This window comes from Cryobacterium sp. TMT2-10 (assembly GCF_004403075.1).
Lineage (GTDB): Bacteria > Actinomycetota > Actinomycetes > Actinomycetales > Microbacteriaceae > Cryobacterium > Cryobacterium shii.
The window spans coordinates 1-13,719 of the sequence record NZ_SOGW01000035.1 but is presented as its reverse complement, the minus strand read 5'-3'; the positions used below and the strand labels follow the sequence as shown (position 1 = coordinate 13,719).

The 13,719-nt window shown below is 70.7% G+C and carries 12 protein-coding genes and 2 pseudogenes; 5 read left to right on the top strand and 9 right to left on the bottom strand.

Translation table 11 applies throughout. The features are described from left to right. Position 1: 1 nt before the first annotated feature. Entirely contained in the window at positions 2–178 is a 177-nt protein-coding gene (locus E3T37_RS04120) for a DUF3117 domain-containing protein (protein ID WP_134365588.1), read from the top strand. 105 nt (positions 179–283) lie between these two features. On the opposite strand, the gene E3T37_RS04115 is transcribed toward E3T37_RS04120, so the two are convergent. Next, complete coding sequence (locus E3T37_RS04115; protein WP_134365570.1) at positions 284–916, bottom strand: O-methyltransferase; 633 nt, start codon at positions 914–916, stop codon at positions 284–286. Between the two features lie 87 nt (positions 917–1,003). On the opposite strand from E3T37_RS04115, the gene E3T37_RS04110 reads away from it, so the two are divergent. Continuing rightward, on the top strand, positions 1,004–1,390 hold the full coding sequence (locus tag E3T37_RS04110) for a twin-arginine translocase TatA/TatE family subunit (protein ID WP_134365569.1): 387 nt from the start codon (positions 1,004–1,006) through the stop codon (positions 1,388–1,390). Positions 1,391–1,576: 186 nt separating this feature from the next. Here the strand turns inward: E3T37_RS04110 and E3T37_RS04105 are convergent, their stop codons facing one another. Beyond that, positions 1,577–2,308, bottom strand: a complete 732-nt coding sequence (locus tag E3T37_RS04105) for an IclR family transcriptional regulator (RefSeq protein ID WP_241976006.1) — start codon at positions 2,306–2,308, stop codon at positions 1,577–1,579. 123 nt (positions 2,309–2,431) lie between these two features. Between E3T37_RS04105 and ppk2 the strand changes: the two are divergent. Next, positions 2,432–3,259: pseudogene (gene ppk2, locus E3T37_RS04100) on the top strand (polyphosphate kinase 2); the annotation flags it as partial. A 260-nt stretch (positions 3,260–3,519) separates the two neighbouring features. Here the strand turns inward: ppk2 and E3T37_RS04095 are convergent. From E3T37_RS04095 to E3T37_RS04080, 4 genes are read right to left on the bottom strand one after another with little or no spacing between them, the layout of a single operon-like run. Beyond that, positions 3,520–5,154: a succinic semialdehyde dehydrogenase gene (locus E3T37_RS04095; protein ID WP_134365567.1), complete on the bottom strand. Its 1,635-nt coding sequence runs from the start codon at positions 5,152–5,154 to the stop codon at positions 3,520–3,522. Positions 5,155–5,163: 9 nt separating this feature from the next. Beyond that, positions 5,164–6,339 (bottom strand): Mrp/NBP35 family ATP-binding protein, encoded by a 1,176-nt coding sequence (locus E3T37_RS04090; protein WP_134365566.1) that lies wholly within the window; start codon positions 6,337–6,339, stop codon positions 5,164–5,166. After that, positions 6,332–6,922 carry a DUF1003 domain-containing protein gene (locus E3T37_RS04085; RefSeq protein WP_134365565.1) on the bottom strand — a complete coding sequence of 197 codons (591 nt, stop codon included), beginning with the start codon at positions 6,920–6,922 and terminating at the stop codon, positions 6,332–6,334. The genes E3T37_RS04090 and E3T37_RS04085 overlap by 8 nt, the downstream gene beginning before the upstream one ends. Continuing rightward, positions 6,909–8,240, bottom strand: a complete 1,332-nt coding sequence (locus tag E3T37_RS04080; RefSeq protein ID WP_134365564.1) for a magnesium transporter MgtE N-terminal domain-containing protein — start codon at positions 8,238–8,240, stop codon at positions 6,909–6,911. Before E3T37_RS04080 ends, E3T37_RS04085 begins: the two co-directional genes overlap by 14 nt. A 54-nt stretch (positions 8,241–8,294) precedes the next feature. On the opposite strand from E3T37_RS04080, the gene E3T37_RS04075 reads away from it, so the two are divergent. Beyond that, positions 8,295–8,909 carry a general stress protein gene (locus E3T37_RS04075; protein ID WP_134365563.1) on the top strand — a complete coding sequence of 205 codons (615 nt, stop codon included), beginning with the start codon at positions 8,295–8,297 and terminating at the stop codon, positions 8,907–8,909. Between the two features lie 83 nt (positions 8,910–8,992). Here the strand turns inward: E3T37_RS04075 and E3T37_RS04070 are convergent, their stop codons facing one another. Further along, positions 8,993–10,534: an aminopeptidase P family protein gene (locus E3T37_RS04070; protein ID WP_134365562.1), complete on the bottom strand. Its 1,542-nt coding sequence runs from the start codon at positions 10,532–10,534 to the stop codon at positions 8,993–8,995. A 175-nt stretch (positions 10,535–10,709) separates the two neighbouring features. Beyond that, positions 10,710–11,771: an endonuclease/exonuclease/phosphatase family protein gene (locus E3T37_RS04065; protein ID WP_174235671.1), complete on the bottom strand. Its 1,062-nt coding sequence runs from the start codon at positions 11,769–11,771 to the stop codon at positions 10,710–10,712. Between the two features lie 111 nt (positions 11,772–11,882). On the opposite strand from E3T37_RS04065, the gene E3T37_RS04060 reads away from it, so the two are divergent. Then, positions 11,883–12,752, top strand: coding sequence for a PHP domain-containing protein (locus E3T37_RS04060; protein ID WP_134365561.1), 870 nt, complete (start codon positions 11,883–11,885; stop codon positions 12,750–12,752). Positions 12,753–13,466: 714 nt separating this feature from the next. On the opposite strand, the pseudogene E3T37_RS16725 reads toward E3T37_RS04060, so the two are convergent. Continuing rightward, a pseudogene (locus tag E3T37_RS16725) lies at positions 13,467–13,719 on the bottom strand (ATP-dependent helicase); the annotation flags it as partial.

The following is a 13,719-nucleotide window of genomic DNA, read 5'->3' as shown; positions in this document are numbered from 1 at the left end:
CATGGCGGCCATGAAGCCACGGACCGGAGACGGGCCAATGGAGGCTGTAAAAGAGGGGCGCCTCATCATCGTGCGGGTTCCGCTCGAAGGTGGAGGCCGACTCGTCGTCTCTGTGAACGACGCTGAAGCAAAAGAGCTTCACGATGCACTCGCCGGCGTAGTCCAGTCGACCGTGTAGTCACGTCCCAAAACATCACCGAAATCGGCTACGCGGCTCAGGCTGCGTGGCCGATTTTCTTGTGCCCAGGCGGACGGCCGCTTGGCCGGACGGTCGCCGATCAGCTCAGGCGCGGATCTTGGTGATCTGCAGCAGCCCGTCGCCCACCGGCGAGAGCGCGCTGATCACGGCGGTCGAGGATGCGATCTCGGTCAGCAGGGTGCGGAAACCGGTGGCCACATCGTCGCGCTGGGCGGGGTTGGCGACCCGGCCGCGCCAGAGCGCGTGGGCCACGAGAACGGTTCCACCCGGACGCGCCAGGCGCAGGGCATGCTCGACGTACTCGATCACGGACTGCGGGTCGGCGTCCACGAAGACGATGTCGTAGGAGTTCTCATTCATCCGCGGCAGCACATCGGCGGCGCGGCCCGTGATCAGGCGCACCCGGTTCGCGGGGATGCCGGCCTCGAGGTAGCTGGCCCGGGCGTGCAGCTGGTGGTCGACCTCGGTGTCGATCGACGTGAGCGTGGCGCCGGGAGCGCCCCTGAGCAGCCAGATGCCCGAGACTCCGGCCCCGGTACCCACCTCGAGGATGCTCCGTGCCCCGGTCGCCGCGGCGATCACGGCGGATTGCGCACCGACGGCCGGCGAGATCGAGTCGATCCCGAGCTCGAGGGATTGCTGCCTGGCCCTGGCCACAGCGTCGGATTCCACGACGGAATCGTCGGAGAACTTCCAGTTCAGATCTTTGTCAGACACAGTGCAACTCCAGTAGGTGAATGGGTCAAGCCTAGGGGTGGGCCGGGCCTGGTCGGGGGAGGCCTCGCCGGGGGTTATTCTGAGTGAATGTTTGGACTGACGTTCGAGAAGATCCTCCTGATCGGGATTGTCGCCGTCTTCCTGCTCGGACCGGAGAAACTGCCCCACTACGCGGCGCAGCTCGCGCGCCTGGTGAAGCAGCTCCGGAACATGGCGAACGGCGCCAAAGACCGGATGCGGGACGAGATGGGTCCGGACTTCGACGACGTCGACTGGAAGAAACTCGACCCGCGTCAGTATGACCCGCGCCGGATCATCCGGGAAGCACTCAGCGATGACGAGCCGGTGAAGGAACAGTCCGCCGTCGTCTCCCGGGCCGGCGTCAACCCGGACGGGGCCTACCTGCAACGCAAGCGCGCCCGTGAAGCGGCCGCCTCGCAGCAACCGGCGCCGTTCGACTCCGAAGCCACCTGACCGGTTCGCGGGGCGCCGAACCAATTCGACGGAGATTTTGAGTTCGAAGTCGGTTTCAGGGCCGATTAGGGCCGATTTGGGGCTGATTCGGAAAAATCTCCGTCGAATTCGTTAGGGGAACCGCGGGGAGGGCGTGCGGGAGGGGGAGCGGGGGAGGGCCGCCGAGGTGGGCGACCCGGTGGGCCACTAGGTCAGGGGGGAGGCGCCCAACTGGCACGAGAGGATGTCGGCGGCGACCCGCAGCCGCCGCACCACGGCTCCGGCGTCGACCCCGTCACCCGGCACGGAGACGGCCAGGACCGCGATCAGGCCGGGGGCGCGAACCGGGACCGCGATGCAGGCGGCGAGCCGGTCCGGATCGGGCGAAACGGGGGCATCCGTGCCGGGTGGTCGCTGGCCCCGAAGCACTCGCCGGTTGCCGGCGGAGTGCGCGGGCGGCGGCTCCGACGGATGCCGGGACAGGTAGTCAGAGCGCTGCTCCCGGCTGAGCTGGGCCAGGATCTGTCGCCCGACGGCGGCCGGCGGTGCACCGGCCCGGAAGCCGACCCTGGGCGCCCCGGCGGCGTCGACGCTGTCCACCAGGTGCACCTCGCCGGCCTGGTAGCGCGTGAACTGGGCCGGTGAGGCGTGCTCCCGGGCGACCCGGCGCAGGGTCTGCCGCACGAAGGCGGTGAACACGCCGGGACCGTCGTCGCCGCGCAGGCTCGGGAAGCGCGCCCCGAGCACGAGGCCGTCCGGCTCGGCGGCCAGGTAACCCTCGTGCACGAGGGTGCGGGTGAGGTTGTAGGCGGTGCCGAGGCTGAGTCCGGACGCGCGCGCGATGGCCTTCACCGGCAACGGCCCGGCCGCGTCGGCGACGATGTCCACCAGCTTGAGCGCGCGCTGGACCGACGAAATGAGGGTTTGGGGCTGTGGCAAGATCCTGCTCCCGTGTTCGTCGGCAGGTGCTGGACACACCTGTCCTGCACAGAGTAATCAGGCCGTCCGGATCGGGCTAGGCGCTCACGCTACGCTGAAGCCAGGTGTATGAGGAGCGTGCCCATGTCGAACCCCGAGTCGAATCCGCGAACGAAGCCCAAGCGGGTCAACCTTGCCGTCTACAGCGCCGAACTGCGGCGTTTGCAGACCGAACTGGTCGCCATGCAGGAGTGGGTCAAGGATTCCGGGGCCCGGATCGTCGTGATCTTCGAGGGCAGGGACGCGGCCGGAAAAGGGTCGGCGATCAAGCGGGTGACCGAGTTCCTCAACCCCCGGATCGCTCGCATCGTCGCGCTGCCCGTGCCGACCGAGCGCGAGCGCGGGCAGTGGTACTTCCAGCGCTACATCGAGCACCTGCCCTCGACCGGTGAGATCGTGCTGATGGACCGGTCCTGGTACAACCGCGCCGGCGTCGAGCACGTGATGGGCTACTGCACGCCGGACGAGTACCGCCGGTTCCTGCACCAGGCACCGCTGTTTGAACGGATGCTGGTCGAAGACGGCATCCTGCTCGTCAAGTACTGGTTCTCGGTGTCCGACCACGAGCAGGAGGCGCGCTTCCGGTCTCGGTTGAAGGACCCGATGCGGCGGTGGAAGCTCTCGGGGACGGACCTGTTCTCGATCACCAAGTGGGTGGACTACTCCCGGGCCAAGGACGAGATGTTCGTGCACACCGACCTGCCCGAGGCGCCCTGGTGGGTGGTCGAGAGCGAGGACAAGCGCGCAGCCCGACTCAACATGATCAGCCACCTCCTGTCGATCGTGCCGTATGAGCACCGTGAACCGCCCACGGTGAACATCCCGTCGCGGCCCGTCGCGGCGGACTACGAGCGCCCGCCCCGCGAGCTGAACCGTCCGGTTCCGGACTACGCCGCGACGCTGGCCCAGCCGGGGCAGACGAAGCCCGCGTCCAGGAAATCGAAATCGGGGTCCGCGTCGAAATCGAGGTCCGCGTCGAAGTCGGCCGCCAAGGAGACCGCCAAGAAGACGGCGGCGACGTCCAAGTCGCAGTCGAAGCAGGAAAAGTCAAAGCAGGAGAAGTCGAAGCAGGACAAGGCCGCCAGGAAGGCGGCGGCAGGGCAGGCCGGGTCCCCGGCGGAGACCGCAGCCCCCTAGCACGGCGCCGGACGCCCGGCCTCAGGGCCTCCGCCTCAGGGCCGCCGGAGGCCCTTCAGTGCGGCGGACAGCAGCAGCATCGGGCCTGCCAGCCGCTCGAAGTCACGGCCGGTGCGCGGCAGCTGGAGGATGCCGGTCGCGCGCGAGATCGTCACCGGCTCCACGAACCGGAGCAGGCCTTCCGGGCCGTTGCGCCGGCCGAGGCCGGACTGCTTCACCCCGCCCATCGGGGCGGCGACCGAAGAGAGCGAGCCGCGGTATCCCTCGTTGATGTTCACGCTGCCGGCCTCGATGCCGGCGGCCACGCGCAGGGCCCGTCGCACGGAGCCGGAGAACACCGACGCGTTGAGCCCGTAGTCGCTGTCGTTGGCGGCGAGGATCGCCTCCTGCTCCGTGTCCACCACGGACACGGCCACCACCGGCCCGAAGGTCTCCGACGCGAAACACTCCATCTCGGCGGTGACCCCGGTGAGCACGGTCGGTTCGTAGAAGTAGGGTCCGAGGTCGGGGCGGGCCCGGCCGCCGGCTTCGAGCACGGCGCCCGCGGCGACCGCGTCGGCCACCTGCCCGCTCACCCGGTCCAGCTGGGCCTGCGAGGTGAGGGAACCGACATCCGTCGAATAGTCGTAGGCGGCGCCGGACACGAGGGCGCGCGTGACCGCCACGAATTCGCGCAGGAACGCGTCCGCCACGCCCCGCTGCACGTAGATGCGCTCGATCGACACGCAGAGCTGGCCCATCGCCGTGAAGCAGGCCGTGGCGGCGTCGGCCGCCGCCCGGGCCGGATCGGCGTCATCGAGCACGATCAGGGGGTTGTTGCCGCCGAGTTCGAGGGAGACGCCGGTGAGCTTCCCGGCCGCCTGGGCCGCGATCGTGCGCCCGGTGGCGGTCGAACCCGTGAAACAGATGTAGTCGGCCGCGTCGGTGACCGCGCCGCCGATCTCGGGACCGTCGCCGGTGACCACCGACCAGAGGGCCTCGGGGACCCCGGCGTCGATGAACGCGCGCCGTAGGGCGAGGATGCTCAGGGCGCCCTGGTCGTCCGCCTTCTGCACCACCGCGCAGCCAGCGGCCAGGGCCGGGGCCACGTCCATGGCGCCGAGGCTGAGCGGATAGTTCCATGGCGTGATCACGCCGACGGTGCCCTTGGGCCGGTAGCGCACCCGCGTGGTGATCACGAGGGGGAGGGCGGAGGAGCGCCGATCGCCCCGCAGCACCCGGCCGGCGGCGATGGCGTTGTACCGCGTGGCGCCGGCCGCCTGGACGACCTCCTCGAAAGCCTGGCCGCGGGTCTTCCCGCTCTCCGCCTGCACGATGTCGAGCAGCAGCTCGGTGCGCTCGAGGATCAGGTCGTGGGCGCGCAGGAGCACCGCGCGGCGGTGGGTGAACCCGGCCCGCGCCCAGGCCAGCTGGGCGAGGCGCGCCCGGGTGTAGGCCTCCTGCACATCGCTGACCCGGCTGACCGGCAGGTCGTGCAGCAGCTCGCCTGTGAACGGGGTGATCACCGCGATCGTGGCGCCCGCCCGCGAACGGATGTCCCGGGTGAGCGCGGCGATGTCGGCGGCGCCCAGCCTGGCGGGAAGCAGCGTGGCGGGAGTCGACGCGGCGGGGGTCAGCGCGGCGGGGTTCCGCGGGGAGGGGACAGGCGGGTTCGGTGGGGAGGCAGGCATGCCCGCAGTCTAGGCGGGCGGCGGCTGCCGGGGAGTGACGCCGAGATTCATCCCGGAGAGGCCCCTGGCCCGGGTGGCGAGCCGGTCGGCGACCGCCCGGATGGCGATGGCCGCTGGGTCGTCCGGGTCGCCCAGCACCACGGGCACCCCGCTGTCCCCGCCGCTTCGCAGCGGCACGCTCAGCGGCACCTGCGCGAGCAGGGGAACGGGAGCATCCTGGCCGGCGCCGAGCCGGCGGGCGACCTCCGCGCCGCCGCCCGACCCGAACAGCTCCAGCACGCTGCCGTCCGGCTGCACGATGCCCGCCATGTTCTCGATCACGCCGTAGATGCTCTGGCCGGTCTGCCGGGCGACGACGCCGCTGCGTTCGGCGATGTCGGCGGCGGCCGGCTGCGGGGTCGTGACGACGATGACCTCGGCCTGGGGGAGCAATTGGCCGATGGAGATGGCCACGTCTCCGGTTCCCGGCGGCAGGTCGAGCAGCAGGATGTCCAGGTCTCCGAAGTAGACGTCGGTGAGGAACTGGGTGATGGTGCGGTGCAGCATCGGACCGCGCCAGGCCACCGCGACGGACGCGTCCTCGACGAACATGCCGATCGAGATGACCTTCACGTCGAAGGCGATCGGCGGCAGGATCATCTCGCCCACCTGGGTCGGCTTCACCGCGGCGGCCTTGCCCGTCTCGGGGGAGGGCGCGGTGACGAGACCGAGCAGTCCGGGGATCGAGAACCCGTAGACATCCGCGTCGACGATGCCGACCCGCAGCCCGCGCGCGGCCAGCGCGACGGCCAGGTTCGCGGTGATGGTCGACTTGCCGACGCCGCCCTTGCCGCTGGTGATGGCGTAGACCCGGGTGAGTGACGTGGGACCGAACTGGTTGCTGCGCTGCGAGGCGCCGCCGCGGAGCTTCTCCGTCATGGCCCGGCGCTGTTCGGGGGTCATCACGGTCACGTCCACGGTGACGTTGCCGGCCCCGGCCACGGACTCCGCGGCCTGAAGCACGTCGCGCTCGATCTGGCGGGCGGCCGGGCAACCGGCGATGGTCAGGCGGATGCCGACGGCGGCGTGGCCGTCGACGACGTCGACCCCGGCGACCATGTCCAGGTCGGTGATCGGCCTGCGGATTTCGGGGTCGATCACCCGGCCCAGAGCCGTCAGGACCTGGTCGGCGGAGAAATCAGGCACCCGGCGACCGCTCGTCCCGGTCGCGGTCACGGTCGCCCTTGCGGGAGCGCTTCCGCGCGGGCTTGTCCTGATCCTCGCGTTCTTCCAGGTTCTCGAGCAGGGCTCGCAGTTCGGACCGGAGGAAATCCTTCGACGCGAGGTCCTTCATCCCGAGGCGCAGGGCCACGACCTCGCGGGCGAGGTATTCCGTGTCGGCGAGGTTGCGTTCGGCGCGCTGCCGGTCCTGTTCGAACTGCACCCGGTCGCGGTCGTCCTGGCGGTTCTGCGCCAGCAGGATCATCGGCGCCGCGTAGGAGGCCTGCATCGACAGGACCAGGGTGAGCGCGATGAAGCCGAGCGAGACGGAGTCGAAGCGCCACGCCGGCGGGGCCAGCGTGTTCCAGGCGATCCAGCCCACGGCGAAGAAGGTCAGCCCGAGCAGGAACCAGGGCGTGCCCATGGCGCGGGCGATGGCCTCGGTGAAGCGGCCGAACCGGTCGCGGCTGGCGCGGTCGCGGTTACGGCGGCGCTTGCGGCCGAGGGCGGGGGTGCGGAGACCCTTCGGTGAGTCGAGACGGAGATCGGAGCGGTTAGCTCGGGCCATTGCCGGTCCTCCTTCCGTGTTGCAGCGGGATGCTTCCCGTGGTCAGTTCGGTGCGGGCGGCGGCCCGGCGGCGCACATCGTCGTTGCCGTCGTGGCTGCGCCAGTCGTCGGGCAGCAGATAGTCGAGGACATCGTCAATCGTCACCACCCCGACGAGTCGGTGGTTGTCGTCGACGACGGGCACGGAGACGAGGTCGTAGCTGGCGAGGATGCGGGTGACCTCCGCCGCCGACGTGTCAGCGGTGACGGGATCGAGACCCTGGTCGAGCAGCGTGCCGAGGCGTTCGTGGGGCGGGTAGCGCAGCATCCGTTGAAAATGCACCATGCCGAGAAAGCGGCCGGTCGGCGGCTCGTAAGGCGGCAGGGTGACGCAGATGGCCGCGCCGAGGGCCGGGGCCAGATCGTGGCGACGGATGAGCGCGAGCCCCTCCGCGACGGTGGCATCGGCCGAGACGATGATCGGCTCCGGCGTCATCAGGCCGCCCGCCGTGTCGGGGGCGTAGGTCAGCAGGAAGCGGACGTCGTCGGCCTCCTCCGGTTCCATCAGGTCGAGCAGCTGCTCGCCGAGTTCTTCCGGCAGCTGCGCGATCAGGTCCGCGGCGTCGTCGGGCTGCATGTGGTCGAGAACGTCGGCGGCGCGGGCGTCGCCGAGCCGGGTCAGGATGCTGACCTGCTCGCGCTCGGGCATCTCCTCGAGCGCGTCGGCGAGGCGGCCGTCCGGCAGCTCGCCGGCGACCTCGTGCATGCGCTCCGGCGGCAGGTCGAGCAGCGTGTTCGCGAGGTCGGCTGGTTTGAGGTCGGAGTAGGTCGCGATCAGCTGTTCGGCCGACTGGGCCTGGCCGGCGGTGGTCTGCTCGCGCACCTCGTTCCAGGCGGCGAAGGTCGTGGCGCCCTTGGCGAAAAGGGACAGGCTGGTCTTGGGCCGGCGCACGAAGAGCTGGCTGATCGCCCAGCCGCCCTGCGGGGCCTGCTCGATCGAGACGTCCTCGATCGTCGCTTCGCCCGAGCCGTCGTTGAAGACGACCGTGCGGCCGAGCATCTCGGCGATGACGCGCACTTCGCCGCCGCGCTGCTCGAACCGGCGAACGTTGATCAGGCCGGTCGTGATGATCTGGCCGGAGCCGATGCTGGTGACCCGTCCGATGGAGACGAACACGCGGCGTTTGCCCGGGATCTCCACGATCAGGCCGACGACGAGGGGCGGGTCGTTTTTTCGGTAGACCACCAACACGTCGCGGACCTTGCCCACGCGGTCTCCCGCGGGGTCGAAAACGGTACACCCGGCCAAACGGGCAACAAAGACTCTGGTGGCACTCACAGTACAAATCTAGGCCACCTTCAGGGGATATCGGTCCTGTGGGAGAATGGCGCCATGAGTAACCAGAGTCCGTTCGGCGGGCGGAGCCCCGCATTGTTCCCCGTTCTGCCCAAAGGCGAGGTCCTGGCGACGTATGCGACGTACTTCGAGGCGCAGGAAGCCGTGGACCAGCTGGCGAAGGCCGACTTCCCCGTGAAGCAGCTTTCCATCGTCGGAAACGACCTCAAGAGCGTCGAGCGGGTCACCGGCAAACTCACCTGGGGGCGCGTCGCGCTCGCCGGGGCGGCATCCGGGGCCTGGCTGGGCGTCTTCTTCGGACTGCTGTTCTTCATCTTCTCGCCCGCCGGGGCCGGCCTGCCGTTCGTGCTGGCCGCCGTGCTGATCGGCGCCGGGTTCGGCATGCTGTTCGGGCTGGTCAGCTACGGGCTCAACCGTCGCCGCCGCGACTTCACCTCCACCATGCAGGTCATCGCGAGCAACTACCAGGTGATCGTCGAGTCGGCCCTGGTCAATCGGGCGCGCAACCTCCTGCACGGGCACGTCGCCGACGTCGCCGCGGCGCCCCTGCCGCATCCGTCGGAGCCGCCGTACTCCGCCGCCCCGCCGACCGAGCCGCCCGCTGCGCCGCCCGCAGCCCCGTTCGCGCCGCCGTCCCGCGACAGCGTGTAGCGGCGCCGGCTGCAACGCAAGAACGCCCCTTCACGGTTCGTGAAGGGGCGTTCTTCGCGCTCTCGCGACGGGCGAGAAGGGCTTTAGGCGGTGAGGGTCGCGATCCAGGCCTCGACGTCGGCCGCGGAGCGGGGGATGCCGGCCGAGAGGTTCTCGGGGCCGTCGGCGGTGATCAGCACGTCGTCCTCGATGCGCACCCCGATGCCGCGGTATTCCAAGGGCACCGTCAGGTCGTCGGGCTGGAAGTACAGGCCGGGTTCGATCGTGAACACCATGCCGGGCTCGATCACGCCGTCCATGTACATGTCGCGGCGTGCCTGGGCGCAGTCGTGCACGTCGAGGCCCAGGTGGTGGCTGGTGCCGTGCACCATGTACCGGCGGTGGTGGCCGTTGTCGGGCAGCAGGGCTTCCTCGGCGGTGACGGGTAGCATGCCCCACTCCGCGGTGCGGCGGGCGATGACCTCCATCGCGGCGGCGTGCACGTCGCGGAACACCGCGCCGGGTTTCGCGACGGCGAACGCGGCATCCGCTGCCTCGCGCACGGCCTCGTAGACGCGGCGCTGCACCTCGGTGAAGGTGCCGTCCACGGGCAGTGTGCGGGTGATATCGGCGGTGTAGTAGCTGTCGACCTCGACGCCGGCGTCGATCAGGATCAGGTCGCCCGGCACCACGGCGCCGTCGTTGCGGGTCCAGTGCAGGATGCAGGCGTGCGGGCCGGAGGCCGCGATGGTGTCGTAGCCGACGGCGTTCCCGTCGGACCGGGCGCGGGTGTTGAACACGCCCTCGACCAGTCGTTCGCCGCGCAGGTGCGCGCTCGAGCGGGGCAGGTCGCGGATGACGTCCTCGAAGCCGCGCGCGGTGGCCGCCACGGCGAGGCGCATCTGGGCGATCTCGTAGGAATCCTTGACCAGGCGCAACTCGGACAGGTCCCGAGCGAAGTGGTCGTCCGGTTCGTGTTCGGCGTTGATCTCGAGGCTGAACGGGGAATCGGCCGCGTTCGTGGTGAGCACCTTCTCGGCGGCGAAGCGGAGGCGGGCCTCGTCCACGTCGTCGGTCAGGGCCGGGTCGGCCTCCCTCAGCACGAGCGTTTCGGTGTCGACCGCGGCGAAGACGGCGGCCAGGTCGGCGATGCCGCGCACGGAGACCGCGAGGTCACCGGCGACCTGGGCGATCGACGGGCGCGGGCCGATCCAGAACTCGCCGATCTCGGAGTTGGCGTAGAACTCGTCCGAGTCGCGCCCGGCGCGCTCACGGAAGTAGACGGTCGCGTCGTGGCCGTCGGCAGTGGGCTCGAGCACCAGCACGGCGCCGGGCTCGGCGTCGCTGCCCCACCCGGTGAGGTGGGCGAACGCAGAGTGCGCGCGGAACGCGTAATCGGTGTCGTTGGAACGCTGCTTCAGACGTCCGGCCGGGACGATCAGGCGCTGCCCCGGGTACATCGCGGAGAGGCGGGCGCGGCGGGCGGCGGCGAAGCCTGCCTGCTCACGCGCCGGCGGCACGACCTCGGCGCGTTCGGCCCAGCCGCTGGAGATGTAGTCCTTGAACCCCGCCGAACCGGGCGTGGTCGAGCGGTTCTCGTTCGTGCGCGGGGCGGGGGTGATCGCGGTTTCGGTGGAATGAGCCATACGGCCATTGTCCCATTGCTCCCCGCATAGTGCCTGTTCCGGTCGAGAGTGACCCGCGCACCGGCCACTCTCGACCGAAACGGGCACTCTGGCCGGGCCGATCGGGGATCAAGCGGGCGGATTCCGGGGGCGGGATCAGGCGGGCGGGTTCAGGGGGCGGGATCAAGGGGCGGGATCAAGGGGCGGGGGAGAGCGTGGCGACGAGGGGGCGGTGATCGCTGCCTGCGGCATCCTCGGTCTCGATCACCCTCATGCTCTGCGTCTGCCAGTTCGGGGTCGAGAGCACGTGGTCGATCGGGGCGCCGAGCAGGGCAGGCGCGAAAGCCGGCCAGGTGCCCACCGCGCCCGAGCCCGTCGCCAGGCCGGCGTCCCGGCAGCGGCCGAGAACGGCGCCCACGGATGCCTCCCGGCCGCTCAAATGGTCAACCGTCGCATTGAAATCCCCGGCCATGATCACATTCCCGCCGCCGCACTGGGTGGCCAGCCAGTCGAGGTCCGAGCGCCAGTTGGACATCTCGAACCGGATCGGGGCGACGGCGTGCACGGCGATGATGGTCGGACCGGTGCCGTCGGCCGGGACCGCGACCACCGTGGGCAGAACGTTCGTGTTGCCCGGCGGCCCGGAACCGGCCGCGTTCGCAACCCTGTAGTCGCCGAGGTCCGGGCTGATCAGCAGGGTCGTGGAGCGTGCCTTCGAGATCTGGTCGAAGGCGAGGGTGTGCACCCACATCGGGCGTCCGCCGGCCTTCATGGCCTCCGCGACGGCCTCCCCGGTCGCCTCGGTGGTCTCCGGCAGGGTCACGACGTCGGCGCCCTGCTCGAGGGCGAGCGCTGCGATGGCGGCGGCACCCGGAGCGTCGCCGAGCGTGTTCCAGCTGAGCACGGTGACGGCATCCGTCGTCTCGGTGGCTGTGGCAGTGGCGGCAGTGGCAGGTACCCGGGTGCCGAGCCCGCGCACGATCAGGAGGCCCGCGTTGCCGGCGCCGAACAGCAGCAGGAGCACGATCAGGGCGCCGAGCAGGCGACGAAGCGGGCGGGCGCGCGTGAACAGCAACAGCACGAGGGCCAGCACCACGGCACCGACGGCCACGGCCGCCTCGAGTCCGCGCAGGGACACGGCGTGCGCGGCCACCCAGGTGTTCTGCAGCCTGAACAACTGCGGCCAGCCGAGCACGGCCAGCGCGGCGGCGGTCGCCAGGACGAGTGGAACGGTCAGGGCGGTCAGCAGTCGGGTCATGGCCAGACCACGCTAGACGAGCCGGCTGGGCGAAGCCTCCGTCGTTGCGGCTGCAGCACCGCGGCGGTGCCCACACGCCTGCACCCGCGCGGCTGCAACTAACATGGGGGGATGCCAGGTGAGCGTCGATTCCGCAGTCCGATTGACCTGCATACGCACTCGAGTGTCTCCGACGGCACCGAAACCCCGTCGCAGCTCGTGCGGGCCGCCAAGGCCGCCGGACTCGGCACGGTCGCCCTCACCGACCATGACTCCACCGCCGGCTGGGTCGAGGCCGCCGGCGCCGCGCGCGCCGAGGGGATCACGCTCATTCCCGGCATGGAGTTCAGCACCCGGGTGGGGTTCGCCAGCGTGCACATGCTGGCCTACCTGTTCGACCCGTCCGACGCCGGCATCGTGGCCGAGACCGCCCGCGTGCGGCAGGCCCGGCTCGTGCGCGCCGAGCAGATGGTGGAACGCATCGGCGCCGACTACGCCCTCACCTGGGACGACGTGCTCGAGCAGACGACCCCGGATGCGACGGTCGGCCGCCCGCACATCGCCGACGCCCTGGTGGCGCGCGGCTTCGCGCTCACCCGGAGTGAGGCGTTCGCGGGCATCCTGCACTGGGACGCCGGCTACTACCAGCCGCACTACGCGCCCGAACCGCAGCGGGCCATCGCCCTGGTGCGGGCCGCCGGGGGAGTGCCGGTCATCGCGCACCCGGCGACGCGGGGCGTGGACGACGTGATCCAGGAAGCGAACCTGGCCCGGCTGGTCGAGGCTGGACTGTTCGGCCTCGAGCTCGAGCACCGGGAGAACCGGCCGGAGGCGAAAGCCAGGCTCTACGAGCTCGCCGAGAAGTACGGACTCTTCGTCACCGGGTCCAGCGATTACCACGGCGAGGGCAAGCCCAACCGCCTGGGGGAGAACACGACCGCTCCCGAGGTACTCGAGCGCATCATCGAGCAGGCCACGGGTGCCGAGCCGGTCTACGGCTGACGCCCGCTCCCGCTCCCGCCGTCCCCGCTCCCGCTCCCGCCGTCCCCGTCCCCGCTCCCGCCCCCCGCTCCCGCCCCCGCCCCCGCTCCCAAACACGAGCTCCGAACCAATTCGACGGAGATTTTGAGGCGAACCGGCCATTTCAGGCCGAAATTGGGCTTTTTAATGCAAAATCTCCGTCGAATTCGTTCGGCCGTCGGCACTTAGGTGGACCGGTAGGTGGACGGGGATGAGGACGGGGAGGAGTCCAGACCGGATGTCGGTCGGGAATCGGAGGGGTCTACGGTCGGGCAGCTCAGCGTCCGTCAGCGTTTCTTTACTCGAACTTTTTCGCGCCACGCGGTCTGAGCCGCTCGCGAAGGCGGCGTGTCGCGAATATGCCCGAGTTTAGGTAACGACGGATACAGCGTTTCCGATTCGACGACTGTCGTTGCAACGGATGCCGCGTGCAGGGTTCCGGCCACCCTGCGCACGTCCGGTCCGGGCGGTCAGCATCCGGTGGCCGGTCTGGGGGCGCACGATGTGGCCCGGGGCGCATGGTCTAACGTGCGCCGCGAGCCGCAAGGTGCGCCGCGAGCACGAGGGATGCCGCGGGGCCGGCAACCGCTGGAGCGCGGGGTCTCGACCGGCTTGACGCGTGGCGATCGACCAGGGGGCGCGGACACGACAGCGCCCCCGCCGAAGCGGGGGCGCTGTCGTGTCCGCAGCAGCTGGTTAGCTGGGGGTGCCGGCCTGCGGGGCGTGGCGACGGGTACGGCTGCGGCGGCGCGGTGCGCTGTTGCCGTCGTGGTGCTCGGCTCCTCCGCCATCGTGGGTCCCGGCGGCGGGCGCGGTGGCCGGGGCATCCGGGTTCGTGCCCGAGCCGACGCGGGTGCGGGAGCGTGGCGGGCGGCCCCCGGCCTGCTCGCCGGAGCGGCTCGCGCCGGACCGAGCGGCGTCGGAGTGGCCGGCACCGGAGCGTCCCGCA

Bases quoted from the DNA above. Each gene is read 5' to 3' on its own strand.
- E3T37_RS04120 (WP_134365588.1), top strand. From the start codon at position 2: ATGGCGGCCATGAAGCCACGGACCGGAGACGGGCCAATGGAGGCTGTA.
- E3T37_RS04110 (WP_134365569.1), top strand. From the start codon at position 1,004: ATGTTTGGACTGACGTTCGAGAAGATCCTCCTGATCGGGATTGTCGCC.
- E3T37_RS04095 (WP_134365567.1), bottom strand. From the start codon at position 5,154: ATGCCTGCCTCCCCACCGAACCCGCCTGTCCCCTCCCCGCGGAACCCC.
- E3T37_RS04085 (WP_134365565.1), bottom strand. From the start codon at position 6,922: ATGGCCCGAGCTAACCGCTCCGATCTCCGTCTCGACTCACCGAAGGGT.
- E3T37_RS04075 (WP_134365563.1), top strand. From the start codon at position 8,295: ATGAGTAACCAGAGTCCGTTCGGCGGGCGGAGCCCCGCATTGTTCCCC.
- E3T37_RS04070 (WP_134365562.1), bottom strand. From the start codon at position 10,534: ATGGCTCATTCCACCGAAACCGCGATCACCCCCGCCCCGCGCACGAAC.
- E3T37_RS04065 (WP_174235671.1), bottom strand. From the start codon at position 11,771: ATGACCCGACTGCTGACCGCCCTGACCGTTCCACTCGTCCTGGCGACC.
- E3T37_RS04060 (WP_134365561.1), top strand. From the start codon at position 11,883: ATGCCAGGTGAGCGTCGATTCCGCAGTCCGATTGACCTGCATACGCAC.